General features: G+C 44.7%; 23 protein-coding genes, 3 pseudogenes and 1 CRISPR repeat array. Of the genes and pseudogenes, 17 read left to right on the forward strand and 9 right to left on the reverse strand.

Going from position 1 to position 24,830, the window contains the following annotated elements:
• Positions 1 to 181: 181 nt before the first annotated feature.
• Both ACSJJG_RS17650 and ACSJJG_RS17655 read right to left on the reverse strand, forming a co-directional pair.
• Positions 182 to 931, reverse strand: coding sequence for an FCD domain-containing protein (locus ACSJJG_RS17650; protein WP_481090047.1), 750 nt, complete (start codon positions 929 to 931; stop codon positions 182 to 184).
• Positions 932 to 1,051: 120 nt separating this feature from the next.
• Positions 1,052 to 2,044: a TRAP transporter substrate-binding protein gene (locus ACSJJG_RS17655; RefSeq protein ID WP_481090048.1), complete on the reverse strand. Its 993-nt coding sequence runs from the start codon at positions 2,042 to 2,044 to the stop codon at positions 1,052 to 1,054.
• Positions 2,045 to 2,305: 261 nt separating this feature from the next.
• Here ACSJJG_RS17655 and ACSJJG_RS17660 point away from each other — a divergent pair, with 261 nt between their 5' ends.
• From ACSJJG_RS17660 to ACSJJG_RS17700, 9 genes and pseudogenes are all read left to right on the forward strand, one after another.
• On the forward strand, positions 2,306 to 2,812 hold the full coding sequence (locus tag ACSJJG_RS17660; protein WP_481090049.1) for a TRAP transporter small permease: 507 nt from the start codon (positions 2,306 to 2,308) through the stop codon (positions 2,810 to 2,812).
• A 24-nt stretch (positions 2,813 to 2,836) separates the two neighbouring features.
• Positions 2,837 to 4,135, forward strand: coding sequence for a TRAP transporter large permease (locus ACSJJG_RS17665; protein ID WP_481090050.1), 1,299 nt, complete (start codon positions 2,837 to 2,839; stop codon positions 4,133 to 4,135).
• A gap of 14 nt (positions 4,136 to 4,149) precedes the next feature.
• Positions 4,150 to 5,334 (forward strand): mannonate dehydratase, encoded by a 1,185-nt coding sequence (gene uxuA / locus ACSJJG_RS17670; protein ID WP_481090051.1) that lies wholly within the window; start codon positions 4,150 to 4,152, stop codon positions 5,332 to 5,334.
• A 66-nt stretch (positions 5,335 to 5,400) separates the two neighbouring features.
• Positions 5,401 to 6,864 carry a fructuronate reductase gene (locus ACSJJG_RS17675; RefSeq protein WP_481090052.1) on the forward strand — a complete coding sequence of 488 codons (1,464 nt, stop codon included), beginning with the start codon at positions 5,401 to 5,403 and terminating at the stop codon, positions 6,862 to 6,864.
• A 17-nt stretch (positions 6,865 to 6,881) separates the two neighbouring features.
• A pseudogene (gene uxaC / locus ACSJJG_RS17680) lies at positions 6,882 to 8,314 on the forward strand (glucuronate isomerase).
• A 3-nt stretch (positions 8,315 to 8,317) separates the two neighbouring features.
• Positions 8,318 to 9,271 (forward strand): sugar kinase, encoded by a 954-nt coding sequence (locus ACSJJG_RS17685; RefSeq protein ID WP_481090053.1) that lies wholly within the window; start codon positions 8,318 to 8,320, stop codon positions 9,269 to 9,271.
• Between the two features lie 21 nt (positions 9,272 to 9,292).
• Positions 9,293 to 9,925: a bifunctional 4-hydroxy-2-oxoglutarate aldolase/2-dehydro-3-deoxy-phosphogluconate aldolase gene (locus tag ACSJJG_RS17690; RefSeq protein WP_481090472.1), complete on the forward strand. Its 633-nt coding sequence runs from the start codon at positions 9,293 to 9,295 to the stop codon at positions 9,923 to 9,925.
• 154 nt (positions 9,926 to 10,079) lie between these two features.
• Positions 10,080 to 10,597: direct repeats of the CRISPR family, unit length 29 nt; unit sequence CTGTTCCCCATATGTATGGGGATGAACCG.
• Positions 10,598 to 10,599: 2 nt separating this feature from the next.
• Positions 10,600 to 10,839: pseudogene (locus ACSJJG_RS17695) on the forward strand (IS110 family transposase); the annotation flags it as partial.
• Between the two features lie 256 nt (positions 10,840 to 11,095).
• Complete coding sequence (locus ACSJJG_RS17700) at positions 11,096 to 11,482, forward strand: cupin domain-containing protein (RefSeq protein ID WP_481090054.1); 387 nt, start codon at positions 11,096 to 11,098, stop codon at positions 11,480 to 11,482.
• Here ACSJJG_RS17700 and ACSJJG_RS17705 read toward each other — a convergent pair whose 3' ends face one another.
• Positions 11,483 to 12,172 (reverse strand): helix-turn-helix transcriptional regulator, encoded by a 690-nt coding sequence (locus ACSJJG_RS17705; protein WP_481090055.1) that lies wholly within the window; start codon positions 12,170 to 12,172, stop codon positions 11,483 to 11,485.
• Positions 12,173 to 12,739: 567 nt separating this feature from the next.
• Between ACSJJG_RS17705 and ACSJJG_RS17710 the strand changes: the two genes are divergently transcribed.
• From ACSJJG_RS17710 to ACSJJG_RS17735, 6 genes are read left to right on the forward strand one after another with little or no spacing between them, the layout of a single operon-like run.
• Positions 12,740 to 13,528 carry an SDR family oxidoreductase gene (locus tag ACSJJG_RS17710; protein WP_189760366.1) on the forward strand — a complete coding sequence of 263 codons (789 nt, stop codon included), beginning with the start codon at positions 12,740 to 12,742 and terminating at the stop codon, positions 13,526 to 13,528.
• Between the two features lie 38 nt (positions 13,529 to 13,566).
• Positions 13,567 to 14,811, forward strand: coding sequence for a styrene monooxygenase/indole monooxygenase family protein (locus tag ACSJJG_RS17715; RefSeq protein WP_481090056.1), 1,245 nt, complete (start codon positions 13,567 to 13,569; stop codon positions 14,809 to 14,811).
• A 41-nt stretch (positions 14,812 to 14,852) separates the two neighbouring features.
• Positions 14,853 to 15,374 (forward strand): flavin reductase family protein, encoded by a 522-nt coding sequence (locus tag ACSJJG_RS17720; protein WP_481090057.1) that lies wholly within the window; start codon positions 14,853 to 14,855, stop codon positions 15,372 to 15,374.
• Positions 15,375 to 15,414: 40 nt separating this feature from the next.
• On the forward strand, positions 15,415 to 16,215 hold the full coding sequence (locus ACSJJG_RS17725) for a cyclase family protein (RefSeq protein WP_189760369.1): 801 nt from the start codon (positions 15,415 to 15,417) through the stop codon (positions 16,213 to 16,215).
• Entirely contained in the window at positions 16,212 to 17,813 is a 1,602-nt protein-coding gene (locus ACSJJG_RS17730) for a phytoene desaturase family protein (RefSeq protein ID WP_189760370.1), read from the forward strand. Before ACSJJG_RS17725 ends, ACSJJG_RS17730 begins: the two co-directional genes overlap by 4 nt.
• Positions 17,814 to 17,872: 59 nt before the next feature.
• Positions 17,873 to 18,778: a SphA family protein gene (locus tag ACSJJG_RS17735; RefSeq protein ID WP_189760371.1), complete on the forward strand. Its 906-nt coding sequence runs from the start codon at positions 17,873 to 17,875 to the stop codon at positions 18,776 to 18,778.
• A 215-nt stretch (positions 18,779 to 18,993) separates the two neighbouring features.
• Here ACSJJG_RS17735 and ACSJJG_RS17740 read toward each other — a convergent pair whose 3' ends face one another.
• On the reverse strand, positions 18,994 to 19,389 hold the full coding sequence (locus ACSJJG_RS17740; RefSeq protein ID WP_254851503.1) for a DUF1240 domain-containing protein: 396 nt from the start codon (positions 19,387 to 19,389) through the stop codon (positions 18,994 to 18,996).
• Complete coding sequence (locus ACSJJG_RS17745) at positions 19,386 to 20,309, reverse strand: hypothetical protein (protein WP_481090058.1); 924 nt, start codon at positions 20,307 to 20,309, stop codon at positions 19,386 to 19,388. Before ACSJJG_RS17745 ends, ACSJJG_RS17740 begins: the two co-directional genes overlap by 4 nt.
• 311 nt (positions 20,310 to 20,620) lie before the next feature.
• Here ACSJJG_RS17745 and ACSJJG_RS17750 point away from each other — a divergent pair.
• Positions 20,621 to 20,800, forward strand: a pseudogene (locus ACSJJG_RS17750) (IS1 family transposase); the annotation flags it as partial.
• A 29-nt stretch (positions 20,801 to 20,829) separates the two neighbouring features.
• Here ACSJJG_RS17750 and ACSJJG_RS17755 read toward each other — a convergent pair.
• Together ACSJJG_RS17755 and plsY are read right to left on the reverse strand one after the other, a co-directional pair.
• A protein-coding gene (locus ACSJJG_RS17755) for an IS1 family transposase (protein ID WP_189761441.1) occupies positions 20,830 to 21,524 on the reverse strand; the annotation gives its coding sequence in 2 pieces (ribosomal slippage) (positions 20,830 to 21,275 and positions 21,275 to 21,524; 696 coding nt in all).
• 111 nt (positions 21,525 to 21,635) lie between these two features.
• Entirely contained in the window at positions 21,636 to 22,295 is a 660-nt protein-coding gene (gene plsY, locus ACSJJG_RS17760; protein WP_481090059.1) for a glycerol-3-phosphate 1-O-acyltransferase PlsY, read from the reverse strand.
• 109 nt (positions 22,296 to 22,404) lie between these two features.
• On the opposite strand from plsY, the gene folB reads away from it, so the two are divergent.
• Positions 22,405 to 22,758 carry a bifunctional dihydroneopterin aldolase/7,8-dihydroneopterin epimerase gene (folB, locus tag ACSJJG_RS17765; RefSeq protein ID WP_481090473.1) on the forward strand — a complete coding sequence of 118 codons (354 nt, stop codon included), beginning with the start codon at positions 22,405 to 22,407 and terminating at the stop codon, positions 22,756 to 22,758.
• A 56-nt stretch (positions 22,759 to 22,814) separates the two neighbouring features.
• On the opposite strand, the gene ACSJJG_RS17770 is transcribed toward folB, so the two are convergent.
• Positions 22,815 to 23,972 (reverse strand): multifunctional CCA addition/repair protein, encoded by a 1,158-nt coding sequence (locus tag ACSJJG_RS17770; RefSeq protein WP_481090060.1) that lies wholly within the window; start codon positions 23,970 to 23,972, stop codon positions 22,815 to 22,817.
• Between the two features lie 16 nt (positions 23,973 to 23,988).
• Positions 23,989 to 24,609 (reverse strand): TIGR04211 family SH3 domain-containing protein, encoded by a 621-nt coding sequence (locus tag ACSJJG_RS17775; protein WP_481090061.1) that lies wholly within the window; start codon positions 24,607 to 24,609, stop codon positions 23,989 to 23,991.
• Positions 24,610 to 24,830 lie beyond the last annotated feature (221 nt).

The following is a 24,830-nucleotide window of genomic DNA, read 5'->3' on the forward strand; positions in this document are numbered from 1 at the left end:
TAATCAGCAACGGATTGAATACGTGGCCGGATAAGTTTTTTCCTTCCTTATAATACTGAAAGTCATTAGCCAGTGTTTTTATTTATTCTTGGTTTTTGTTTATGTCATGAAAAGCGAGATCAGCCTGATGAGTGAGTTTTTGGGAGCTGCAAATAGCCGCAACTCCCCAATCCCCAAAAACTCACTTCCCAATACCCACCGGATACGACTCAAACAAATACCCATCAAAATTCGGATCATCCACATCTGACAATTCCAGCAAACTCTGTTTCACGTTTTCTAAGTGTTGCCACATCGTTTGCTTCGCTGCCGCGGGATCTTTTTTGATCATCGCTGCCAAAATAGCCTGATGATCATTCAACCACGCTTTGCGATAGTCGGTATTGGTAATTCGGCTATGCAGTTTCACCCACATGGGATTATTTTCACGCCATGCCCAGGACTGTTTAAGCAATTCAACTAACATACTGTTATGCGTTGCCTGCGCAATGGCTAAATGAAACTCCCTGTCACCGGATTCACTGTCTCCCGATATCAGATCATGTTTCTCTTTTTCCAACGCCTTGCGCATATTGGCAATATCGGCTGGAGTCACCTGGAGCGCGGCAAACTCAGCGATATTACTTTCCAATAATTGGCGCGCTTGTAACAGTTCAAAAGGCCCTGCGGCATTGATAGTCGTATCGTTTGAATAGGCGCGTGGCAGTCGGAGGAGATAAATACCTGAGCTTTTGCGTACTTCAATAAGATTTTCCAATTCCAGTACAATTAACGCTTCACGAACAAGTGTGCGCGAAACGCTGAATTTTTCTGCAATTTCACGCTCTGTCGGTAGACGATCACCGGGAGAATAGTCCATCTCTATCATCATCTGACGTAATGATTGGGCTACTTCGTGATAGGGACGTCTGGAGTCTGCAAGATTCATCATTTAATGCCGCCGTAAGGTCATATACTTAAATGGATCGACTAAAAATGATGTTATTCTAAGACATCAATGTCAGAAATATAACCACCTATTCTTGTTACAATAGGTGGTTTTGAGAGAAAATTATTCTACTTTACGCACTCGATTGACCATTTCGAATAATTCCGGTTGGGTCTTAGCAATATCGTCATACATGGGTTTGACCGCATCTTGAAAGAGGGTTTTATCCACAGCAATAAATTCAACCCCTTGTTTTTCTGCTTTAGCCTGCTCTTCCCTTTCTGATTTTTCCCACAGTTGAATCATGTATTTTGAGGAGTTCAGCGCTGCTTTTTTCACAATCTTTTGCTGTTCAGTGGTTAATTTATTCAATGAATTGTTCGATATTAACAGGACATCTGGGATCATCGCATGTTCATCCAGTGAAAAGAATTTTGCTACTTCATTATGGCGGCTTAACGTAAAAGAAGTAATGTTGTTCTCCGCGGCATCCACAACCCCTTGTTGCAATGCGGTATAAAGTTCACCGTAAGCGAGTGGCGTTGGATTTCCTCCCAACCCTTTTACCATCGCAATGGCTGTTGGGCTGGGTTGTACGCGAATTTTCAAACCCTTTAGATCTCCAGGTGTTCTAATCGGTTTTTTCGCATAAAAACTGCGTGCACCCGCATCATAGTAAGTAAGACCAATAAATCCTATATTTTGGCTTGAATCGAGGATTTCTTTGCCGATGTCGCTATTGATGACTTGTTGATAGTGCTTTTTATCGCGGAATAAATAGGGCAGGTTAAAAATAGAATAAGCTGGTGAGAAGGCTTCTAATTCTGCCGCATTGGATTTAGCAATATCCAGAGCGCCGTTTTGCATCAATTCGATGGATTCACGTTGGTTGCCCAATTGAGAATCAGAATAGATGCGAATACGAACTTCCCCGTTAGTTTTTTCTTTCACTTCGTTAGCGAACTCGGTCATGGCCTTATGGACAGCATGGTTTCGGTTCTGGTTATGGCTGAGTTTCAGTGTTGTCGCAGCGAAAGCCTGGGATGTTCCCAGTATAAACATGATACCAGCCGCTATGCTTGCTATACCTAAAACCTGTCGTTTGTTGTTCTGCATGTTTGGTTCTCCAGAGGTGAAGGTCGATTGTTGTTATTTTCTGTGGACAAACAATAATCAGAACTGACTTACTGGGCAAAGGGTAAAATGCAATTGGTCGATCTGACTCGCAAAAAATGGCGTCATTGGTTGACCTTTTGGGTTTGTGATCTATCTCACCCTCTTTTAGGGCATTATTTCACGGTTTTTAGTGCAATCAGTATAGATTCTCATTCCTGTGTGGGCTTTAATTGGTAAACCAAAATGACGGGGATCAGATAAATGAAAAACCTTGTAGCGATGACCAATAAAAGTTTGGCATTTTTTACCGTCTGCCTGCTGGCCTTCTTGGTTTTATGTGTGTCGTGGCAGGTCATTTCACGCTATGTCTTAGAGGCACCGAGTACCGAGACAGATGAATTAGCACGTTATCTGTTTATGTGGGTCGCAATGATTGGCGCTGCCTATACCACCGGCCAGCATCGCCATCTTGCTATCGATTTGCTGATGATGAAATTAACCGGAGTCAAGAAAAGTACTATCGGCCTAATTATTCAGGCAGCCATTATTTTATTTTCTTCCATTGTGCTGCTTTATGGTGGCAGCCTGCTTGTTGCATCGACACTGGAAAATGGTCAAATCACACCTGTATTAGGCTGGAAGATGGGATACATCTATTTATGTTTGCCGATTAGCGGAATATTGATGATTTTCTACGCGCTCGTTGATGTGATCGCGATTGTTCAGCATTTTTCTGGTCAACCCCCCGTTGTGTCTAAGAACCATTAACTTGTGGAAATAAGAGGTCAGAGTATGGATTGGTATATCATTGCCGCACTCTTTGGCACATTTGCAATATTACTGGCATTGAGTGTCCCCGTTTCTTTTGCTATCGGCTTATCTTCGTTAGTCGCTATTACGATGACATTGCCGCTGGAGTCTGCGATCACGGTTGTTGCACAACGTATGGCGGCGGGAGTCGATAACTTCTCTCTATTGGCGATCCCGTTCTTTATCCTGGCCGGAAATATTATGAACCAGGGTGGGATTGCGGCGCGATTGATCAATCTGGCTAAGATGATAGGCGGCCGTTTGCCGGGATCATTAATGCACGTCAATATCATGGCGAACATGCTGTTCGGGGCAATTTCAGGCTCGGCAGTGGCATCTGCGGCGGCGGTCGGGGGAACAATAGCACCGATGCAGCGAAAAGAAGGATACGATCCTCATCTGTCTGCTGCTGTGAACATCGCTTCTTGCCCTTCTGGTTTGCTCATCCCGCCCAGCAATACCTTGATTGTGTACTCGTTAGTTTCAGGGGGGACATCTATTGCTGCCTTGTTTTTAGCGGGTTATATCCCTGGCATTATTATGGGAGTTTCACTCATGATGGTGTCTGCCATTATTGCCAAGAGGAAGCGCTATCCTGTCACACCCCGACCAACGTGGAGCGAATTTTTTGCTACAGCGTGGAAAGCGATACCGTCATTAATGTTGGTTGTGGTGATTATGGGCGGAATTATTGCGGGGATCTTCACGGCGACAGAAGCCTCAGCCATTGCCGTTCTCTACAGTTTTATTCTCGCGGTGGTGATTTATCGTGAAGTGAGTCTCAAACAACTGCCCAAAATTATTCTTGATTCAGCCGTTACCACATCTATTGTTTTGCTGTTGATTGGTGTATCAATGGGCATGTCTTGGGCGATGGCCAATGCTGATCTGCCCTATCTGATTGCCGATACGTTGATGGCGGTTTCTGATAATCCGCTGACCATTCTGCTAGTCATTAATATCATCCTACTGATTGTGGGGATCTTTATGGATATGACACCTGCCATTTTGATCTTCACGCCGATTTTTTTACCCGTTGCGATGAGCATGGGTATTGATCCTGTGCATTTTGGCATCATCATGACGTTTAATTTGGCCATTGGGATTTGTACTCCGCCCGTAGGCAGCGCGTTATTTGTGGGTTGCTCTGTAGGAGAAGTGAGTATTGATAAGGTACTGAAGCCACTATTGCCGATGTATATTGCGCTGATCTCGGCGTTAGCGCTGGTGACATACCTGCCGCAATTAAGTTTATGGTTACCTGAATTAGTCTTGAATTAGTTATAGGGGGAGTTATGAAACAAACCTGGCGTTGGTATGGGCCGGAAGATCCTGTTTCATTAGCGGATATCCGTCAGGCAGGAGCAACAGGGGTAGTAACGGCGTTGCACCATATTCCTAACGGCGAAGTCTGGCCTATTGAGGAGATAGAACAACGTAAGGCATTGATTGAGTGCAATCAACTTGAGTGGACGGTGGTCGAAAGTGTTCCCGTTCATGAAGATATCAAGACGCTTACCGGAGAGTACGACCGATGGCTCGAAAACTATCAACAAACCTTGCGTAACCTCGCTGCCAGCGGGATCAAAACAGTATGCTACAACTTTATGCCGATTCTGGATTGGACACGTACTGATCTCGAATATGAATTACCTGATGGCTCAAAAGCGTTGCGCTTTGATCAAATCGAATTTGCTGTTTTTGATATCCACATTTTGCAACGTTGTGGCGCAGAAAAAGATTATTCCGAAGATGAAATTGTGCAAGCACAATCACGCTTCGCTGCAATGACAGCAGAAGAAAAACAAAAACTGACAAATACGATCATTGCTGGTCTCCCTGGTGCAGAGGAAGGCTATACCTTAGAACAGTTTCGCCAACACTTAAAACGTTATACCGGAATGGATAAGGCCAAATTGCGTGAACACTTTGCTTATTTCCTGCAAAAGATCATTCCGGTGGCGGAAGAACTCGGTATCAAAATGGCGGTTCATCCTGATGATCCACCGCGTGAAATCTTGGGCCTGCCACGCATTGTTTCTACGATAGAGGATATGCGTTGGATAGCTGAAACGGTAGACAGCAATGCCAATGGCTACACAATGTGCACCGGATCTTACGGCGTGCGGGCGGATAATGATTTGGTGAAGATGATCAAATCATTGGGTTCCCGTATCTATTTTCTCCACTTGCGTTCAACCATACGTGAAGAAAACCCATCCACGTTCCATGAAGCGGCACATCTTGCGGGGGATGTGGATATGTATGAAGTGGTCAAAGCGGTTGCGGAAGAAGAACATCGTCGGTTGGCAGCGGGTGAAAATCACCTGATTCCCATGCGGCCTGATCATGGTCATCAAATACTCGATGATTTGAAAAAGAAAACGAACCCCGGCTATTCGGCAATTGGCCGCCTGAAAGGACTGGCTGAAATTCGTGGCCTGGAGTTGGGTATTCATCGCGCATTTTACCCAAAATAGTTGCTGAGTTAACCCTACATAGTAGTGAATGAATGTCACTCACTACCGCTTATTGGTGAATCCATTATGGAAAAAAATCTAACCGTTGTCCCATACCCTGACTGGACAACTGAGCGCCTGACTTCCCGCATGGTGCATTTAGGCTGTGGTGCATTTCATCGGGCGCATCAGGCGCTTTATACACATCATGTATTAGAACAGACAGACAGTGATTGGGGTTTTTGTGAAGTAAACCTGATGCTAAATGATGCTTCACTGATTAAAAATCTTAAAAAACAGTCCATGCGCTATACCGTTGCCGAGAAAGGGCCGGATGGAATGACATTAAAAATGATTGGTTCGATGAAAGAGGGGATGCACCCATTACTTGATGGCGTTCAAGCGATTATTGAAAAAATGGCCGATCCTGATGTCGCTATCATCTCTTTGACAATAACTGAAAAAGGATATTGTACCGATGCTACGACAAGACGTTTAGATCTAAATAATGCATTAATTATTAAAGATATTGCTAATCCTGCGGTGCCAAGATCGGCTATCGGGTATATCACGGCGGCATTAAAATTGCGTTTTGAACGAAGCCTTCCGGCAGTGACGATTTTGTCGTGCGATAACGTGCGGGAAAATGGGCATGTTGCCCGTGAGGCCGTATTAGGTCTGGCGCGTTTGCAGGACGAAAATTTGGCACAATGGATAGAAAATCAGGTGACATTTCCCTGCACGATGGTGGATCGCATTGTACCGGCTGCCACACCAGAAACGTTAACTGAAATTGCTCAACGGCTGGGCGTTGAAGATCCTTGTGCTATTGCCTGTGAACCTTTCCGTCAATGGGTGATTGAAGATAATTTTGTCAATGGTCGCCCGGATTGGGATCGGGCCGGGGCGCAATTTGTGGATGATGTGGTGCCCTTTGAAATGATGAAATTGCGCATGTTAAATGGCGCTCATTCATTTCTGGCTTATCTGGGCTATTTGGGCGGTTATGCGCATATCTCCGATACCATGACAAGTGCCGATTATCGTCGGGCAGTGTATGCATTAATGCTGAATGAACAAGCCCCGACACTGTCGATGCCAGAAGACATCGACTTAGTGACCTATGCGGATAAATTGCTCGAACGGTTCACTAATCCAGCGTTAAAACATCAGACCTGGCAAATTGCGATGGATGGCAGTCAGAAATTGCCCCAGCGCATGGTCGATTCCATTGAATGGCACCTTTTGCAGGGAAGTGATTATCGTCATTTAGCGCTCGGTGTGGCAGGTTGGATGCGTTATGTCAGTGGCGTGGGTGAACAAGGTCAACCAATTGATGTGCGTGATCCATTAAAAGAGACCTTTGCGGCGATTTTTGCCCAATATGGTCAGTCTGTTGCTGTGGTGGAAGATGTGGTGAAAGCGCTATTAGCAATTGAATCGATCTTCGGCAAGCAACTGGTAAAAAACCGTGATTTTATCGATAACGTCACCAAAGCCTACCAGAGCTTACTCAATGTTGGCGCACGCCAGGCGGTTGCGGCCCTTTGACCATAGAGGAAAACGTAATGAAAACCTTTATGTGTGAAGATTTTTTGTTAAATAATGATGTTGCCCGTCGCCTTTATCATGATTACGCGGCGTTGATGCCTGTTTATGACTATCACTGTCATCTCAATCCCAAAGAGATTGCACAAAACCGCAGTTTCCACAACCTTGGGCAAATCTGGTTGGAGGGCGATCATTATAAATGGCGTGCGATGCGGGCGGCCGGGATAGAAGAGGCGCTGATTACCGGTACTGAAAGCAGTGAGTATGAAAAATATCTCGCATGGGCGAAAACGGTTCCGCTGACAATCGGCAATCCACTTTATCACTGGACCCATCTGGAATTGCGACGTCCCTTTGGCATTAGCGGAAAATTATTTGGGCCTGATACCGCAGAGGCTATCTGGTATGAGGCGAACGAGAAACTCTCTCAAGATGAATTTTCTGCCCGTGGCATTATGCAGCAAATGCAGGTACGCATGGCAGGAACAACGGATGATCCTATTGATTCTCTCGAATACCATCAACAGATCGCCAAAGATAAAGACTTTACCATCAAAGTATTACCAAGCTGGCGTCCAGACAAAGTCTTCAAAATTGAGTTGCCGGGTTTTTGTGACTATCTCGAACAATTAGGAGAAGCCGCCGATATCGCTATCGGGTGTTTTACCGATTTATTGCAGGCATTAGAGTGCCGTCTCGAACACTTTCAGGAGCACGGTTGTGTGGCATCAGATCATGGTATTGAACAGTTGCGTTATGCGCAGATACCTGACGAAAAAGTGTTAGATGGCATTTTGCAAAAGCGCAGACAGGGGCAATTACTCAGCGAATTGGAAATAGCACAATTTATGACAGCGGTACTGGTTTGGCTAGGTAAGCAGTACGCAAAACGCGGCTGGGTAATGCAACTGCATATTGGCGCCTTGCGCAATAACAACACGCGTATGTTTAATCTGTTAGGGCCAGACAGCGGCTTTGATTCCATTGGGGATAATTCTATCGCTTATCCATTATCTCGCTTGCTGGATGAGATGGATAAAACAGACCAATTACCAAAGACTATTCTCTATTGCTTAAACCCCCGCGATAACGAAGTGATCGCAACTATGACGGGCAATTTTCAGGGCGGGAATCAGGGAGAGAAAAGTATTAGGGCCAGATCCAATTTGGATCAGGCTGGTGGTTTAACGATCAAAAAGACGGTATGCAGCGCCAATTAGAGCAACTCTCCCAGTTAGGCTTGTTAAGCCAGTTTGTCGGTATGCTGACAGATTCACGCAGTTTCTTATCCTATACCCGCCATGAATATTTTCGGCGGATTCTCTGCAATATGCTGGGGAACTGGGTGGAAAATGGTGAAATTCCCTATGATGAAAAAATGCTGGGGCAGATAGTTCAGGATATCTGCTTCAATAATGCTGAACGTTATTTTCAAGCCGTGAAGGATTAAAGCATGCAGATGCGGAAAATTGCCCTGATTGGCGAATGTATGATTGAGCTAAATGGCATCCCATTTGGGGCCATGACACAAAGTTATGGCGGTGATGTGCTAAATAGTGCAGTTTATCTGGCTCGCGCTGGCGGCGGTACACTTGATGTCCATTTCGTCACGGCGATGGGTACGGACCCTTTGAGCGAAGGCATGATCTCACACTGGCAGCAAGAGGGCATTAATACTTCGCTCGTGTTGCGTGATAACGCTCATCAGCCCGGTCGATACCTGATCCAGCTCGATGAAAAAGGGGAACGCACGTTTCTTTACTGGCGCAATAACTCGGCGGCGCGTTATCTCTTGCGCCATCCTGATTATCCCCTGTTGCGCCAGCAATTGCGGAATATGGATGTGCTCTACCTCAGTGGGATCAGCCTGGCTATTTTGCCCGAAAATGATCGCCAATTGCTGTTAATTGATTTGAAACAGTTAGCTTCTGAAGGGAAATTGATTTTCTTTGACAGTAATTACCGTCCCGCTTTATGGGGAAATGAAACGCAAGTCCGTGAGTGTTATCAGCAAATGTACGCTATCACTGATATTGCGTTAGTTACTGACGATGATGAAGCACGTCTCTGGGGAGATACATCAACTGAGGAGAGCTTTAACCGCCTGAAAAGAATCGGGGTTAAACAAGCTATTATCAAAGCGGGTGAACGGGGCTGTTTTTATCGTGACTTAAGCGGCTGCAATGCCACACAACATATTAAGACGCAACCTGTCACTTCTGTCGTTGATACCACTTCGGCAGGCGACGCGTTTAATGCGGGTTTTATCGCGGGGCGGTTAAGTGGGAAATCCATTCATGATTCAGCATTAATGGGGCATCAGCTCGCTGGGGTTGTGATCCAGCATAAAGGTGCGATTGTGCCACAGGCGGCGACACAAGAAGTTATCGCGCGTTTTTTAATTTGAACGAAATCGGAGAGAATGATAATGCAAGAGATGATGGCACGTCTGCGTCAGATTAAAATTGTGCCTGTGATAGCTATTGAAGAGGCCAGAGATATCATTCCCCTTGGTCACGCATTAGCAGACAACGGCCTGCCTGTGGCTGAAATCACGTTTCGTACCGAGAGTGCCGCCGAAGCGATTAGCCTGCTAAAAGCGGAGCGGCCAGATATGCTGATCGGTGCGGGAACCGTGCTTCATCGTGAACACGTACGTCAGGCAAAAGCAGCAGGGGCAGAGTTTGTTGTTTCACCTGGGTTTAATCCAAATACCGTTCAGGCGTGCCAGCAAATCGGTATTCCTATCATTCCCGGCGTGAATAACGCCAGCACGATTGAACAAGCGCTGGAAGCAGGCATCGATTTTGTCAAATTCTTCCCGGCTGAACCCTCGGGTGGCATTGCGATGATTAAAGCGCTACTCGCACCGTACTCCCAGTTACAAGTCATGCCAACCGGTGGGATCAGTGTTAAGAACATTCGAGATTACCTTGCTATCCCACAAATTGTGGCATGTGGTGGTTCCTGGATGGTCAGCCCACAGTTGATCCGAGATAAAGAGTGGAGAACGATGGGTAAATTAGCAAGGGAGGCGGTGGAGTTGGTTAACGCTTGCTGAGGGAATATCCATTTCACAATAGATAACTTTTTATGACTTAACATCATGAAACATCAGTGTTTTTATATTTGATAAAATGAAGTTTTTAAGTAAAAAACGTGGTGGGATTTTTTCTATTAAAAAAGTTCTTTAAAAACATAATAATAGAGTTGGACTGTTCCCCATATGTATGGGGATGAACCCACAATCGTGCCATCACTGACCGCTGCATGTGTCTGTTCCCCATATGTATGGGGATGAACCGTAATTTTTAATAAAAAAGGACTTTTTCACTGGTCTGTTCCCCATATGTATGGGGATGAACCTGTCAGTAGAAATTTCTTTTTAGTACCTAAAGACAGTTCCCCATATGTATGGGGATGAACCGGGCAGTCTGCCCGCGTTGCTCTGGCAACACCGCTGTTCCCCATATGTATGGGGATGAACCGATAATGGCGACCGGGTGCCAACGTCAGTTGAACTGTTCCCCATATGTATGGGGATGAACCGTGATCCATTCTTCGGGTGATGGTTGAACCAGCCTGTTCCCCATATGTATGGGGATGAACCGATCTGGCGTTAGCCTCAGACGATTTTGCGCTACCGTTCCCCATGTGTATGGGGATGAACCGAGGGCGCCATTGCGCATTGGTTTGATGAAAGACCGTTCCCCATGTGTATGGGGATAAAACCGTACGGGTGGCAAATCCACCTTGCTGGGTATTAGCAAACGAAGCGATAAAAATTTGCGTAGGTTACCCTGATCCCGTTCGCCCGCGCGTTCATGATGCGGCTTGAATATCCAGAAGAGCAAACTTGCTGAGTGGGTTCGTAAACAACTGGGTAAAAAGCATGCGAATGTGGTTGCCTGTGCTTTATCAGGCGCGGAACTCATCGTGGCACAGGCATCCTTACACATAGAGACGCCGGATTGAAGCAAGCCCATCATAGGGCAAAAATCAGTGTTACAAAAATAGGGATGACCATAGATTCCATTGTACTTTATTTTCAGTTTTCTGAGGCGTTCCCAATGAATGAGTTTTCCCTAGTGTAAGCAAAAAGAGTAATATTTGAGACAAGATTATGATAATTGTAAAAATTTATTTTTTTGCAGATGTATTAATGTTAAATTTAAATACTTAACCTAACAAAGAGTAAAAATTACTCATATTAAAATATAAGGATGTAATTGTGATAGAGTTCGCTAGTTTCTCTACAGAAGAGGCGATCAAAGATGATGCTGTTGGTATTTCAGTCAGACAGATGATAAAAAAAGAAGGACTAAACGCTTATGCGACAGTTATTAATACAGGAAAGAGAGTAGGGTGTCATAATCACAGTATCGGAGATGAATGGTATATAATACTTTCTGGTGAAGGGGAAATTTGGACAGGTGAAGTATTAGATAATGATGTTCATGACGTCCAAAAAAGGCGATTTTCTCAAGGGGATATTTTTTGTATTTATCCAAATACAGCACATCAACTTGTCGCTTATGAAAATGTAAAATTAATATTTCTATGCCCTGAGTCCCATCTATCCCATGATAGGACCTGTTTTTCAGATATATGTGGATAATTATTCTGCAAAAGTGATAGACCGTGATTCCCTGAAAAAATTTTCAGGGATATAATTGGCTATGTTATTTTCATAACAATATACAATCAAATCTTTCTTACATTTTACCCCTGTTTTTTGATACAATTTTTGGATGTAATTGTCGATTGTTCTGTTGGACAGAAATAACCTTTCAGCTATATCTTTAGTGGAAAACCCTTGCAGAATATAAAACACTATTTCCCATTCTCTTTTACTAAAAAATTCTGATGGGGGTGTAAAAACTAATGATGTTTGTATATTGATTTTGTTTAGCTTTTCTAGTGTTAGAGTATCTACCGGTCTTCCATGGAAAATGGTGCCTCTGCATGTCCCATTTTCATCAATTAATGGAAATTTATCGAAATACCAGGGTTGAAGGTAGGAGCGATTTTGAAAAGGATGAATTTCAATAGAGGTCACCCGATCTAATAATGTTTCAACTTTCCTATCGTGTTTCTGAAATTCATCTTGAAAATTTGCAGTTGATGCCGGAAGTTCACCATCAAAATGGCCTTCTACATCATATCCTTTAGGAAGGGAGAGTAATTTATGATATTTTTTATTAGCATATATAAATTTTGAGGTGTGATCTTTCGCACCCCATGGATCATTACTAATTTCCCAAAATTTTATTAGCGGCCTAATCAAATTTTCTACTGAACAATTCATACGCTACCTTCTGAAAATCATCCTTATTAATTATTCTTTCTCATATTTATAATTTTAAATATGGAATAATATTACTCTAGCTTCATTGTTTAGCGTTTTCAGATTAACGGCTTAAGTAAAAATATTCAATAATAAAATCAATTATAGGTGACATGTTAATTATGTTAATTTTTTTCAGCGGTTTTATAAACAGGCTTTAAAAAAGCTATGGATTCACCGTATTTTGAACAAGTTATCCAATAATTGATTGAACAGACAGATAGTCGTCAGAAAGTGATTATGACTGCTGCTCAACGATTATATGAAAAAGGCCGGAAAGAAGGCATTCGACAAGTTAGAAAAAAACTCCTTCAAGCCGTGAAGAATTACTCTCCTTGCAATAATCCCTCATCTTTAATCTCCCTTTTCGTGTTCTCTTACCCGTGTTTTTGAAGCAGATAAGATGTCAAATCTGCACTGAATGGATCTTTTTTGCATATAGCGGCTACTTGTATCTCCCTGTTTCACGTAATGATAACCCTCCATGATTAATTACTCTGGTGAGCATATGACAAAAGGGGAACCTGTATGCAGGACTTAAACAATAAAGTCGCTATTGTCACTGGTGGGGCTACCAAAATTGGGGCAACCGTTGCCAGGGTATTGAGTGAATATGGGGTTAAGGTTGCGATTTTTGATATTGATCAGGCAGGCGGGGAAAAAGCGGCTAGCCTGCAACCGGAATCCATCCGTTTCTGGCATGTTGATATTACTGACGATAATCAACTTTCTCAGGGAATACATGAGGTCGTTGCTTATTATCACCGTCTGGACTATCTCATCAACCTTGCAGCGACTTATCTGGATGAGGGAGCCGACTCCAGCCGTGAAACATGGCTGACCGCCTTGAATATCAATGTGATCAGTGCCATCAGAGCAGCCCAATTTGTCCGGCCTTACCTCACTGCGGCGGGAGGCGGCGCTATTGTTAACTTCACCAGCATTTCTTCCTCAATTGCCCAGACAGGCCGCTGGTTATACCCCGCTTCAAAAGCCGCGTTACTGCAAATCACCCGTAGTATGGCAATGGATTATGCCGCTGACCACATCCGCGTTAATTCTGTTTCACCAGGGTGGACTTGGTCACGGGTTATGGATGAGTTAACCCAGGGGAAGCGACAGAAAGCCGATAACGTTGCCGCAGATTATCACCTGCTTGGTCGTGTCGGTGATCCCGAAGAAATTGCGCAGGTCGTGGCATTTCTCCTATCAGATTTAGCGAGTTTTGTAACCGGTGCGGATTATGCCGTTGATGGTGGTTATTCAGTCATGGGACCAGAACAGGCGAAACCCGCTATTCCACGGTTGGCGGAATAGGTTCAGTTCCGGCATCCAAAACAAAAGAGGAAAATCCTATGCGTCGTATCGCTATCGTCGAAGGTGGCCAGGCTGGACTGCCTCTGGCCCTTGGTCTGCTTGACAAGGGCTATCAAGTTACTGTAGTCACCAACCGCACGCCTGATGATGTTCGCAATGGCCGGGTTCTGTCGAGTCAGTGCATGTTTGATTCTTCTTTGCAGTTTGAACGTGATTTGGGATTGAATCAGTGGGAAACGCAATGCCCGCCCGTTGAAGGTATCGGTTTCACCGTGCCACATCCTGAAATTCCCAATGACAAGGTTATTGAATGGAGTGCCCGGCTCGACAAATATGCACAAGCTGTCGATCAACGCATCAAGATACCATTTTGGCTGGCGTTATTTGCTTCTCGTGGCGGTAATCTGGAAATTAGCGATGTGGGGGGGGCTGAACTGGAACGCCTGGCTGCCAGCCATGAACTGGTCATTCTGGCGGGAGGAGAAGGGGAGATTGTAAAATTGCTGGAACGCGATGCATCACGTTCGCCATATGATACACCGCGGCGCGCACTCGCATTGACCTATGTGAATGGTATGTTGCCAACGCCTGAATATTCCCGTGTTTCTTTTAACCTGATCCCGGGTGTAGGGGAATATTTCGTTTTTCCTGCCCTGACACTGAATGGTCCCTGCGACATCATGGTTTTTGAAGGCATTCCGGGTGGCGCAATGGATGGCTGGCAAGAGGCCAGAACACCGCAGGAACATCTGGCCTATAACAAGCAGATCCTCAAAACTTTTCTGCCGTGGGAGTCTGAACGTTGTGAGCATATAGAGCTGACCGATGAAAATGGCATTCTGGCGAAACGTTTTGCCCCAGTAGTGCGTAAACCCGTGTTGACGTTGCCTTCTGGTCGTCAGATTTTTGGACTGGGGGATGCCGTGGTCACGAATGATCCGCTGACTGGACAAGGCTCAAATAACGCAACAAAAGCCTGCAAAGTCTATTACGAAGCCATTCTTGCCCGTGGCGATAAACCTTTTACGGCTGAATGGATGAACGATACGTTTGAACAATTCTGGCAATATGGTCATTACGTTGTGGAATGGACAAACAGCCTTCTTATCCCACCAAAGCCACATGTTCTGGAATTATTAGGAGCCGCCCAGCGTTTGCCGTCACTCGCCAGCACGATTGCTAATGCGTTCAACCATCCTCCGGTACTGTTCCCGTGGTGGAAAGATGCTCGTGTTTGTGAAGAATACATCCATTCACAACTGATTGAAGAAATTCGGGCATAAACGGGGGAAATAAACATGAGCGTAACGCTCTGAATAACCAAATGCCGCTATTTGATAGTGAATGGGGTGCAACGGAATTTGAAACGAGAGATTTGCGCACGCTTTTTGGGAAGTATCCGACAGGGGTTGCCATTGTTGCGACTCGCACTGCTGAGGGACGTAATGTGGGATTGACCATCAATTCATTTGCTTCACTTTCACTGGAGCCGCCTTTGGTGCTCTGGAGTTTGGTCAATCATTCACCTAATCTGTCCGTGTTCCGTGATTGCGAATATTTCACCATCAGTATCCTGAGTTGTGATCATCAGGAACTGGCTCTGCGTTTTGCCAGTTCGCGGGTAGAAAATAAATTTCAGGGTATTTCAGTGCAGGAAACACCCGAAGGTATCCCTTCGATTGGAGGAGCGATAGTGACACTGGTGTGCGCCAATCACCAGCAAACGCATCTTGGTGATCACTTGCTGGTAATCGGAGAGGTCAAACGCATTGCCAGTATCGAAGGTAAGCCATTGGTTTTTCACGGCGGTATGTTTACCGGTCTGCATGATATTCACGGAATATAAAAAATGATTCTGTTGGAAAACATTCAGGAGAGCATGATTAATGAATAGTCCGTTAAATGCGTTTGTCATGGCGTTAAATCAAGGCAGTGTGAAAATCATCGACCTTACACAAACATTGACGCCGGATTTTCCGGCCTTGCAGTTGCCTGAACAATTTGGACAAGTTTGGGCCTTCAATGTGGAACGCATTTCTCACTATGACGAGAATGGCCCAGGTTGGTACTGGAACAATTTTAGTTGTGGTGAGCATACCGGCACGCATTTTGATGCGCCAATACATTGGATCAGCGGTAAAGATCAGCCGGATAACAGTGTTGATACTATTCCCTTGCATAATTTTGTTGCGCCTGCTGTGGTGGTGGATGCCAGTCAGCAGGTGGCACAAGATCCAGACTGGATATTGACGGTTGAGTTTTTACAGTCCTGGGAAGAGCAGCATGGTCATATTCCCGCCGGAGCATGGTTGCTGTTCAGGACAGATTGGTCGAAATGGGCAGACGATCCGGTACGTTTTCTCAACCTGCATGATGATGGTGCCCATACACCAGGTCCTAGTCAGGAAGCGGTGGAATGGTTGATCCACGAGCGGGATATTCGAGGGTTCGGGGTAGAAACCATTAATACGGATGCGGGGCAATCGTATGCCTGGCCAGTGGCATATCCCTGCCACACGTTAATGCACGGGGCGAATAAATATGGCTTGCAGTGCCTGAAAAACCTCGATTTGTTGCCTCCCACGGGGGGGGTCATTATTGCTGCTCCTCTCAAAATTGGTGGTGGTTCGGGAAGTCCCCTGCGTGTTCTGGCATTGGTTGAATCTTTCTCTGGAGCGATACCATGACAGATTCCAGGCCACAAGTGATCGTTGTCGGCAGTGGCATCAACTCGTTGGTATGTGCCGCTTTGTTGGCAAAATGGGGTAAATCGGTCTTGGTACTGGAACGCAACGCAGTACTTGGCGGTTGTATTCGCACGGAAGAACTTTTTTCCGGTTATACCCATGATGTGCTCTCTTGCTGGTATCCATTGTTTTTAGGCAGCCCAGCCTATCAGGAACTCAAGCCTGCGTTGGAAAAGGCAGGCTTGGTGTTTTTGCAAAGCGATTATTCAACGGGGTTGGTACAACCTAATGGCAAGGGAATTGCCTTAAAGCACGATATTCTGGCCTCAGCTTTGCGGCTTGATGAAATCGCGGCAGGTGATGGAGAGACATTGCGTCGCATAGCACAGCAAATCTTCCATGATGATGCGGCGCTGATCTTTGGTTTATTAGGGCAAAATCCCTATGGTTGCGGGATACTCAAATTATTGTTCTCTGAATGGCGCAAACGTGGCCTGGATGGATTGGCTAGGTTTGCCGGCAGTTCGCTGGAAACTTTCCGGCGCTGGGCTGAACGTGAGTTACAGTCTGATTTCGGCCGTGCTTTGCTGGCACCGTGGGTATTGCATACGGGGTTAGGGCCGGATGATGCCAGCTCCGCTCTGATCGGTAAGCTCACCTTTACTGCTGTAGTTGCCGGCGGGATGCCGGTGGTAAAAGGTGGCAGTATGCGTATGGTAGAAGCCCTAACAGGGATCATTGAGCAACACGGCGGTCAGCTTATCACCCATGCTCAAGTTGACCGTATCATCACCCAAGGGCAGGGCAAAAAGCGTCGTGCTTCTGGTGTGATGGTTGCGGGGCAGGTTTATCACGCCAGCGAAGCGATAGTCTGCAATGTACCCCCCCAACAGCTTTATGGTCACTTGCTGGATAGGGTTCCCGATACTCTTTTGCAACAAGCACGGAACTATCGCTATGGGCGCGGGGGAATGCAGATTCATTTTGCCTTGAACGCCCCACCGCCGTGGTGTGAGCCTGAATTGTGCCATGTGCCACTGGTTCATTTAACGGAGAGTATGGAACAAGTCTGTTTATCCGTGACACAGGCTAATAATGGTTATCTACCCAGTCATCCGACACTGGCGATAGGACAGCCAACAGCCCTTGATCCTTCCCGTGCGCCAAAAGGCGGTTGGATTTTATGGATTCAAATGCAGGAATTACCCACGCAGCTAAAAGGCGATGCTTTGGGAGAAATTCCCATTCCTGTCGATGGCAATTGGAATGAGGCAATTCGCGAAGCGGTTGCGGATCGGGTGCAGGCTCGTTTGGAAACAGTGATGCCAGGTTTTTCATCTTCGATTGTTGGCCGCAAAGCTTATTCTCCGGCGGACTTACAGGCATTGAACTGTAACTTGTCAGGGGGAGATCCCTATTCAGGCATTTGCTCACCTGATCAATTTTTCTGGTTACGCCCGTTTGCCCCTGCGCAAGGTGCCAAGGCGCATCAAACTCCAGTCCGTAACGTGTTTCACATTGGGGCTTCAACTCACCCAGGCCCCGGATTAAGTGGGACTTCTGGCTATCTTGTCGCTCGTCGACTTGCGCGACGCTGATCAAAGTAGCCAATCATTTCATTTTTTATCAATTCATCTCTTACAGAGAGGAGGGTTATATGACGTCCAAATTCAGACGGCTCTTTTATGCAGCGGTTTTATCACTGCCAGGTTTCTTGGCTATGGTAAGTCATTCCGCGATGGCAACAGAAGGTGGTGTCGGCGCCTATCCTGATGGTCTGGATAATTACTTATCCGGTGCTTTACCGCCTGCGGGCCTTCATACCCTGTTTTATGGTGGCAATATTCACTATACCAAGCTTAAGGACAATCATGGCAATTTGATTCCTGTTCCTGGTTTTAAAGTCAACGTGAATGTCCTTGCCCCGCGATTGGTTTGGGTGACCGAGGCGCAAGTCTTTGGCGGCCAGCTGGCTTATCATGCTATCGTGCCATTATTGGATGTCACCGCTGATACTGCTGACAAACATGATAACAGCAAAGGGATAGGGGATATCACCTTTGGCCCTGCTTTGGGTTATCATCCCGCGCCTGATTTGGCTTATGTTATTGGCTTGAATGTCAATGCACCGACAGGCCACTATGACCGCAACGATCTTTCCAGCCTGGGGAAAAACTATTGGACAGCGCAACCCGTCTGGGCAATCAGCTATTTCCCTGCTGACGGCATCAATGCGGATTTAAAAGTGATGTATGATGTCAACTTCCGCAACAAGGACACTAAAACAACCTCCGGCCAGGCACTACATGCGGATTATGCGTTGGGTTGGGGATTTGGCAACGGTTTGGTCGCAGGCGTTGGCGGTTATGTTTTTCAGCAGATCACGAATGATAGTGGCTCAAACTCCGCACAGGGTAAAGCGAGGGCGGTGGGTTTCGGTCCTTCCATTCGCTATGCCAATGATAAAGGCTGGCTGCTGACTTTGAAGTGGCAAAAAGATTTTGTTGTCAGTAATCGCCCATCAGGTTCTCAAATTTTCTTAAAAGCGGCCATTCCATTTTGAGGACGTATTTTTTTATATACCAATCTAACTTCAAGATGCGTGTGATATCTCCCCGCGAAGCGGGGAGATATCAGGTTTCATATTGTGTTGCAAATTACAACTTGAAGTTGCATGGGTATAAACACTATTTAACATTATGATAAACAATAAAAAAGCCCCTGACATTCAGAGGCTAAACTTGCGAAAACATGAGGACAGAATATTTACAAAAGTTTTCAATTACACAGTGATAAATCTTTCACATATGTTGTTGGTGACATCCACGATATTTTATCACATGTCAGATAACCATCATTTTTTAACTTATAGCTAACATAAAAAGAGACAGGTAAGCTGATGATGAATGATAAAATTGCCAACCAAACCATAAAGTTAACAATCACTTTATTAAATTTAGGTTGCCTATTAAAAATAAAGAAAAAAATAGAGCATAATAACGCGTAAAATAATAGAGGTGAAGTCATGACACCAATAACAACAGTGGCAGAAAATGTTATTTCATCTTTCATTAATATTAATGAAACAGCATCGCCAATAACGAAAATAACCGTAAATATTACTAACAATAATAATATTAGCACACCTAATGCTTGGAAGTATTTACTATTCACCTAAACCTTCCTAATTCATTAAAAAAATGCTGTAAATCCGCTTCCGGTGTTCTTGGTTTTCTTTTCATTTCTTCTTTCAAAAGTGCTATTAATTTTTCACTTATCCCATATTGCTTATCAAGAGTATCTAAAATATAAGCCGCTATAACTCCAACAGCTAAAACTATCAGAGCAACGGCAATAATACTTCCACCTAAAAATGCAGTGGCAGTTAAAAGTGATCCTACAACCCAGGAGGAAGCAGCAATAATAGCAGTTTTAGCCATATCCATGGTTACATTTCCAAGAAAATCGGCTAGCGTATATTCATCCTTAAAAATACTTTCTATTACTCGATATCCAATAGAAAAAATGATGGAGAATCTAACTCCTTGAACAACGCTTGCATTAAGACCCTGCTGCCCAATTCCCATTCCAAGCATTTGGGGATTTTGGGCACGATATCGTGTCCCCATGATACGATTCCGAAGACCTGCATGCCCTGATATGTGAATATACCTTTCCCCATTTTTTCCTACATGTTCTGCCGCTTTAATGCCTAAGCTCTTAAATTCTCGAACAACATCATGGAATCCACGTGAATCATAGATATTTCCTGCGTAGGTAGATATGGGATCAGTGACAGAAAATACACGCGCCATAGGATTTTTTTTCTTGTTTCCTGGTCCGTCCATACCTCTTGCAAATGCTTCTCCATGATTTGGACTTTGTGGACGGCGGGGACTGATATCCTCAATAATGCTTTGAGCTTCTGATAATGTGAGAACAAAGTGATACTGGGTATTATCCCTCAATACTTTTTCTAGACCAATAGCATCAAAAAATTCATGTTGAGGCTTTAGCTGATTAATTCCCACATTCCCCCTTAAAACATCCCCCATATAGCCATCCCAAGTGGGATTATATTTCTTATGTGTCATTCCTCAATTCTCCGTAGCACTCAATATCAAATTAATAATTGATTGAATTGTGTCAAGATTTCCGATGTAGCATCAATTAAGCAGGATATAACAACAATGCTTACCCATTCCAGCATAGAAAAGATCCACCTTTAAATTTGTGATGAATCTCTATTCTTAAGCAAAATCAGACAATTACTTAATTTTAATTTCAGTCATACCATAATAAAAAAATTATGCACTAAATTTATTATCCCAGACTCATCCGGCTTTTATTTGCCTGCCAGAGATACCCCCCTATAAATCTTTTTTCTCCTCTCAGTTACGATTGCCTGCCTGAGGAAAAACACCTCACAGGAAAGAAATTTACCCAACGCATCGAGAGAACTAATCTTACCCTACGTATTCGCATTAAGAGACTGAATCGAAAAACGATAGGTGACTCCAAATCCGAAGAGATGCACGATAAAGTGATGGGAACGTTTATTGAGCGTGAATTCTATCTCAGGTAATGGTCACGTATTCAAAATGTTGATTGGTCTTAAATATAATATTCTCTTTCGATAAAAGTCCCGATGACTTTGTCATGCATTTCCGGTGATTTTGAATAGCCTAATGTTTTACGATTCAGCCGCTTAATTCGGTTTCTAAGGGTGAGGTTTTCACGTTCAATACGCTGCGTAAAACTTTTTCCGATGAGGTGTTTATCCGTGGGCAACAAGGTGTAAGCCTTGAATTTATCGGTACACCAAAAAGCGACGTTAAAGTGCGATAATTTTTTGAGCAGTTTCTTCAACGTCTTTTTGCTTCGTCGGCCGAAAGTATGGGCAATAATACGCTTCAGACGAGGCTCCCAAGCATACCATAACCAACGTTGTTGCTTTTTATTCCCAACAAATGACCACATCTCATCGACTTCACAGATGAGCTCAATTTCCACCTGTTCCAGCGGTAATGTGGTTACACATCGTGGGGACAATTTTTTAAAGTGCGAACGACAGCATTAATACTGATATGTAGTGCCCGTGCAGTGTCACGGATACCGGCATTATTCATGGCAAGATCCACAACTTGTTCTTTTATGCCCGTCCGGCAAGCACGATAAGCATATTCAAGCTGAAAAGTACGGCGACAAGACAGGCAACGATAACGCTGACGTTCACCTTGACCCGTGCCATGTTTTCTTACCGATTCGGTTTGTTGACAAAATCGACATTTCACTTCTACCGTTGCCATCTGATTTCCTGAAAAAGTGAGGAGTATACATGAGAAACAACAAATTGAATACGTGACCGAAAATTTTGCCGACGCCATGATAAAAAAGTGCTTTCATAGGCTTTCTCCACGTCAGTCTTCTTGCTGCTCTTGCTCTTTAGTTGCCTGAATTTTCTCTTTATTGGTCATGTCCTGTCTCTTTTTCAGTTTCTGCCAGATGCGGCTTTCCTGCCCTCGCCACAGGCGTTGAATATTATCGTGATGACGCACAAGCACCAGACATGACAGCATGGCAACGGGGAAAGTGAATTCAGGTTTGAACCACCAGACGTAGAAAGGTGCAATTAATGCACTGATGATGGCACCCAATGAGGAATAGCCGCTTAACAGCACTGTTAGCATCCATGTCCCCGCGATCAATCCCATCAGATCCCAACCGATAGCAGCAATGGCACCGAAAGCGGTTGCAACGCCTTTTCCTCCCTTGAAATGGAAGAAGATGGGATAAATATGCCCCAGACAGGCAGCAATGGCGGTAATACCTAAATAAAATGGGGAAACGTTGAGTTTGTATGCCAGCCAAACCGGTATTAGCCCTTTTAGAACATCACAAATCAGCACTGCCAATGCAGCCCATTTACCACCAATGCGCAGTACATTTGTTGCTCCAGGGTTGCCGGAACCCTGCTGACGGGGATCGGAAAGCCCTGCCAAACGGCAGATCAATATCGCGCTGGATATAGAGCCACATAAGTACGCGAAGATGATCATGCCAAGCGCGATTGCACTCATAAGATATCTCCAATGAATAAGGGTCGTTTTCTTAAGTCTAACAATGGATAATACGCACATTTCGTCGGAAGTGGTATCTGGCGAACCGAAAAATGGGGAAAAGGTCGTGATGGATATCGTATTTATTGAAGAATTAACCGTGATTACCACTATTGGTATTTATGACTGGGAACAAACAATTAAACAGAAATTAGTGCTCGATATCGAAATGGGATGGGATAACAAACGAGCCTCTTCCAGTGATAATGTTGAGCACTGTCTGGATTATGCCAAGGTGAGTGAGGCGATTATTAATCATGTGGCAAGCCAACGTTTTGCTCTGGTCGAACGGGTTGCAGAAGAAGTGGCAGGTATCTTGCTGAATCAATTTCATTCGCCTTGGGTCAAGGTTAAAGTCAGTAAACCAAGTGCAGTTGCACATGCAAAAAATGTCGGCGTAGTGATTGAGCGGAGTGCGGGCTAATTGAAAAAGCGTCCCAATTTAATTAATGGCTTGGGACGCTAAATTGATGGGTGAACTTAATCAATCGATTGTTGTTTCCAGTCTGCGATGGCAATGTGCCGTTGACGTTCCAATTCTGTGCGGATCCCGGCCCCCTGAAATCCACGGGCAATCACTTCCTGGACGCTGACTTGGCTGGCAATGGCAAACATTTTACGTAAATAATCAGCTTGTGGATAAGATGCAGTTTCTGCTCCTGGGTATCCACGACTGTCTGCTTCACTACAGGTAATTAGTTGTTCAATGCGTTGCGGCTTGCGCCAGGCATCCACGGCATTAAACAAGCTCAGTAAGGTTTCTGGCGGTAATTGTTCTACGGTATGTACCCAATTGTGATATAGCGTCACAATCGTGGCTAGGTCGCGTGCCGAGTTGGGAATGCACAGTCGTTCACACATTTGTTTCAGTGGCATTCTTTCGATATGGCTACATAGTGAGGCGAAACGAATGTCTGTCTCTTCGCTCAATTGGGTGGATATTTGCAAAACTCGCAATGAATGAAGTCCGGTATCATATTCAAGCAGAGGAACGCCAAACAGATTATCTATTTCAGGAAAGAGTACAGCCAATGCTCCGCAATCACGCAGAATCTGAAAATAAACTTGTGGTGATTGTGAAGTGAGCGCTTTTTCAGTTTCCCGCCAAACGCGTTCAGGGGTCAATGAGGATAATTCACCACTTGCGACCATTTCTGTAATGAGCGTTTGGGTCTCTGGTGCGATTGAAAAGCCTAGATGGGCAAAACGGGCAGCAAAACGAGCCAAACGCAGCACACGTAATGGATCCTCTGCGAACGCAAGAGAGACATGGCGCAAGATACGATTTTTGAGATCATTGGCACCCTGATAGGGATCGATTAATGCACCTTCACGAGTTTGTGCAATAGCGTTAATCGTTAAATCACGGCGCCGCAGATCTTCTTCCAGCGTCACATCGGGAGCGGCATAACAGCTAAAACCGGTATATCCCTGACCTGATTTCCTTTCCGTACGTGCCAGCGCATACTCTTCATGAGTTTTGGGATGCAAGAAGACAGGAAAATCCTTGCCAACTTGTTGATACCCCTGAGACAGTAGTTCCTTTGGGGTGCTGCCAACGACAACCCAGTCCCGTTCGGTGACGGGCAAACCCAATAATTGATCGCGAACTGCGCCGCCAACCAAATAGACTTTCACGCTTATTTTCCTTAAATCAGCTCATCCAACGATCTTTCTTTTTTCGGCGAGGGATAATGTGCGGCAATATAAGCCCCAAAATCAGGCCAATGCCTGCAACTCCACCGCCATAGGTAAACCACTGCAAGATGATCTCTCTTTGTTTATCATCCAACTGCAAATTGGCAACTTCTACCTTTTTCTCAGCCACAGTTAATTTGCTCTGGAGTTGGGCATTCTCTTTTTTCAGATCACTGATGATCTTATCGCTGTTTGCCACTTTGTTCTGCAACTCAGCGGTACGCTTATTCCACTTATCGTCAATGGTGGCCAGATTTTCAGTGAGTGTTTTGATCTCTTGTTCCATTGCAGGAAGGCGTTCATGCAAGCTTGGAATGGCGCTGAGTTCATTGGCGAGTATCCAGCTTGTACGCCCTTTGCTGTCTTGAATTTGCAAGAAACCATTATCTGATTTAGGGCTGATTAATATGACTTCTTCGCCGGCATTCAATGAGCCAATGATACGGTTTTTAATGCTCGGGCCGCTACGAATGTAAGCTGATAACTCATCGGAAACATAGCGTTTTTCTTCAGCGTGTACGGATAATGGAAGAGTGAAACTCAGTAACAAAATAAATAATTGATGTAGTTTTTGCATTCTGTGCTCAGCTGTTCTCTGTGTATGGATCAAATCGTAATTTAAACTACTCAAGGGATAGTAAAGAGTTAAGTTTGTGGGTGCAATCAGTAAACCAGAATGAATGTGATATCAACTGGCCGAATACACGCCTTTTGAGGTTTTTTTGGTGAAATAAAAGTGATGTTTGTTGAGATAATACCCTATTGTGGTTTATTTTTCTCTTCTGTGAAAAGTTTTTC

This window comes from Xenorhabdus sp. SGI 60 (assembly GCF_056632175.1).

Coding starts and splice junctions, on each gene's coding strand:
- ACSJJG_RS17685 (WP_481090053.1), top strand. CDS start 8,318: ATGCAGATGCGGAAAATTGCCCTGATTGGCGAATGTATGATTGAGCTA.
- ACSJJG_RS17660 (WP_481090049.1), top strand. CDS start 2,306: ATGAAAAACCTTGTAGCGATGACCAATAAAAGTTTGGCATTTTTTACC.
- ACSJJG_RS17690 (WP_481090472.1), top strand. CDS start 9,293: ATGCAAGAGATGATGGCACGTCTGCGTCAGATTAAAATTGTGCCTGTG.
- ACSJJG_RS17735 (WP_189760371.1), top strand. CDS start 17,873: ATGACGTCCAAATTCAGACGGCTCTTTTATGCAGCGGTTTTATCACTG.
- ACSJJG_RS17710 (WP_189760366.1), top strand. CDS start 12,740: ATGCAGGACTTAAACAATAAAGTCGCTATTGTCACTGGTGGGGCTACC.
- ACSJJG_RS17705 (WP_481090055.1), bottom strand. CDS start 12,172: ATGAATTGTTCAGTAGAAAATTTGATTAGGCCGCTAATAAAATTTTGG.
- ACSJJG_RS17745 (WP_481090058.1), bottom strand. CDS start 20,309: ATGACACATAAGAAATATAATCCCACTTGGGATGGCTATATGGGGGAT.
- ACSJJG_RS17655 (WP_481090048.1), bottom strand. CDS start 2,044: ATGCAGAACAACAAACGACAGGTTTTAGGTATAGCAAGCATAGCGGCT.
- ACSJJG_RS17665 (WP_481090050.1), top strand. CDS start 2,837: ATGGATTGGTATATCATTGCCGCACTCTTTGGCACATTTGCAATATTA.
- folB (WP_481090473.1), top strand. CDS start 22,405: ATGGATATCGTATTTATTGAAGAATTAACCGTGATTACCACTATTGGT.
- uxuA (WP_481090051.1), top strand. CDS start 4,150: ATGAAACAAACCTGGCGTTGGTATGGGCCGGAAGATCCTGTTTCATTA.
- ACSJJG_RS17730 (WP_189760370.1), top strand. CDS start 16,212: ATGACAGATTCCAGGCCACAAGTGATCGTTGTCGGCAGTGGCATCAAC.
- ACSJJG_RS17715 (WP_481090056.1), top strand. CDS start 13,567: ATGCGTCGTATCGCTATCGTCGAAGGTGGCCAGGCTGGACTGCCTCTG.
- ACSJJG_RS17675 (WP_481090052.1), top strand. CDS start 5,401: ATGGAAAAAAATCTAACCGTTGTCCCATACCCTGACTGGACAACTGAG.
- ACSJJG_RS17775 (WP_481090061.1), bottom strand. CDS start 24,609: ATGCAAAAACTACATCAATTATTTATTTTGTTACTGAGTTTCACTCTT.
- ACSJJG_RS17720 (WP_481090057.1), top strand. CDS start 14,853: ATGCCGCTATTTGATAGTGAATGGGGTGCAACGGAATTTGAAACGAGA.
- ACSJJG_RS17725 (WP_189760369.1), top strand. CDS start 15,415: ATGAATAGTCCGTTAAATGCGTTTGTCATGGCGTTAAATCAAGGCAGT.
- ACSJJG_RS17650 (WP_481090047.1), bottom strand. CDS start 931: ATGATGAATCTTGCAGACTCCAGACGTCCCTATCACGAAGTAGCCCAA.
- plsY (WP_481090059.1), bottom strand. CDS start 22,295: ATGAGTGCAATCGCGCTTGGCATGATCATCTTCGCGTACTTATGTGGC.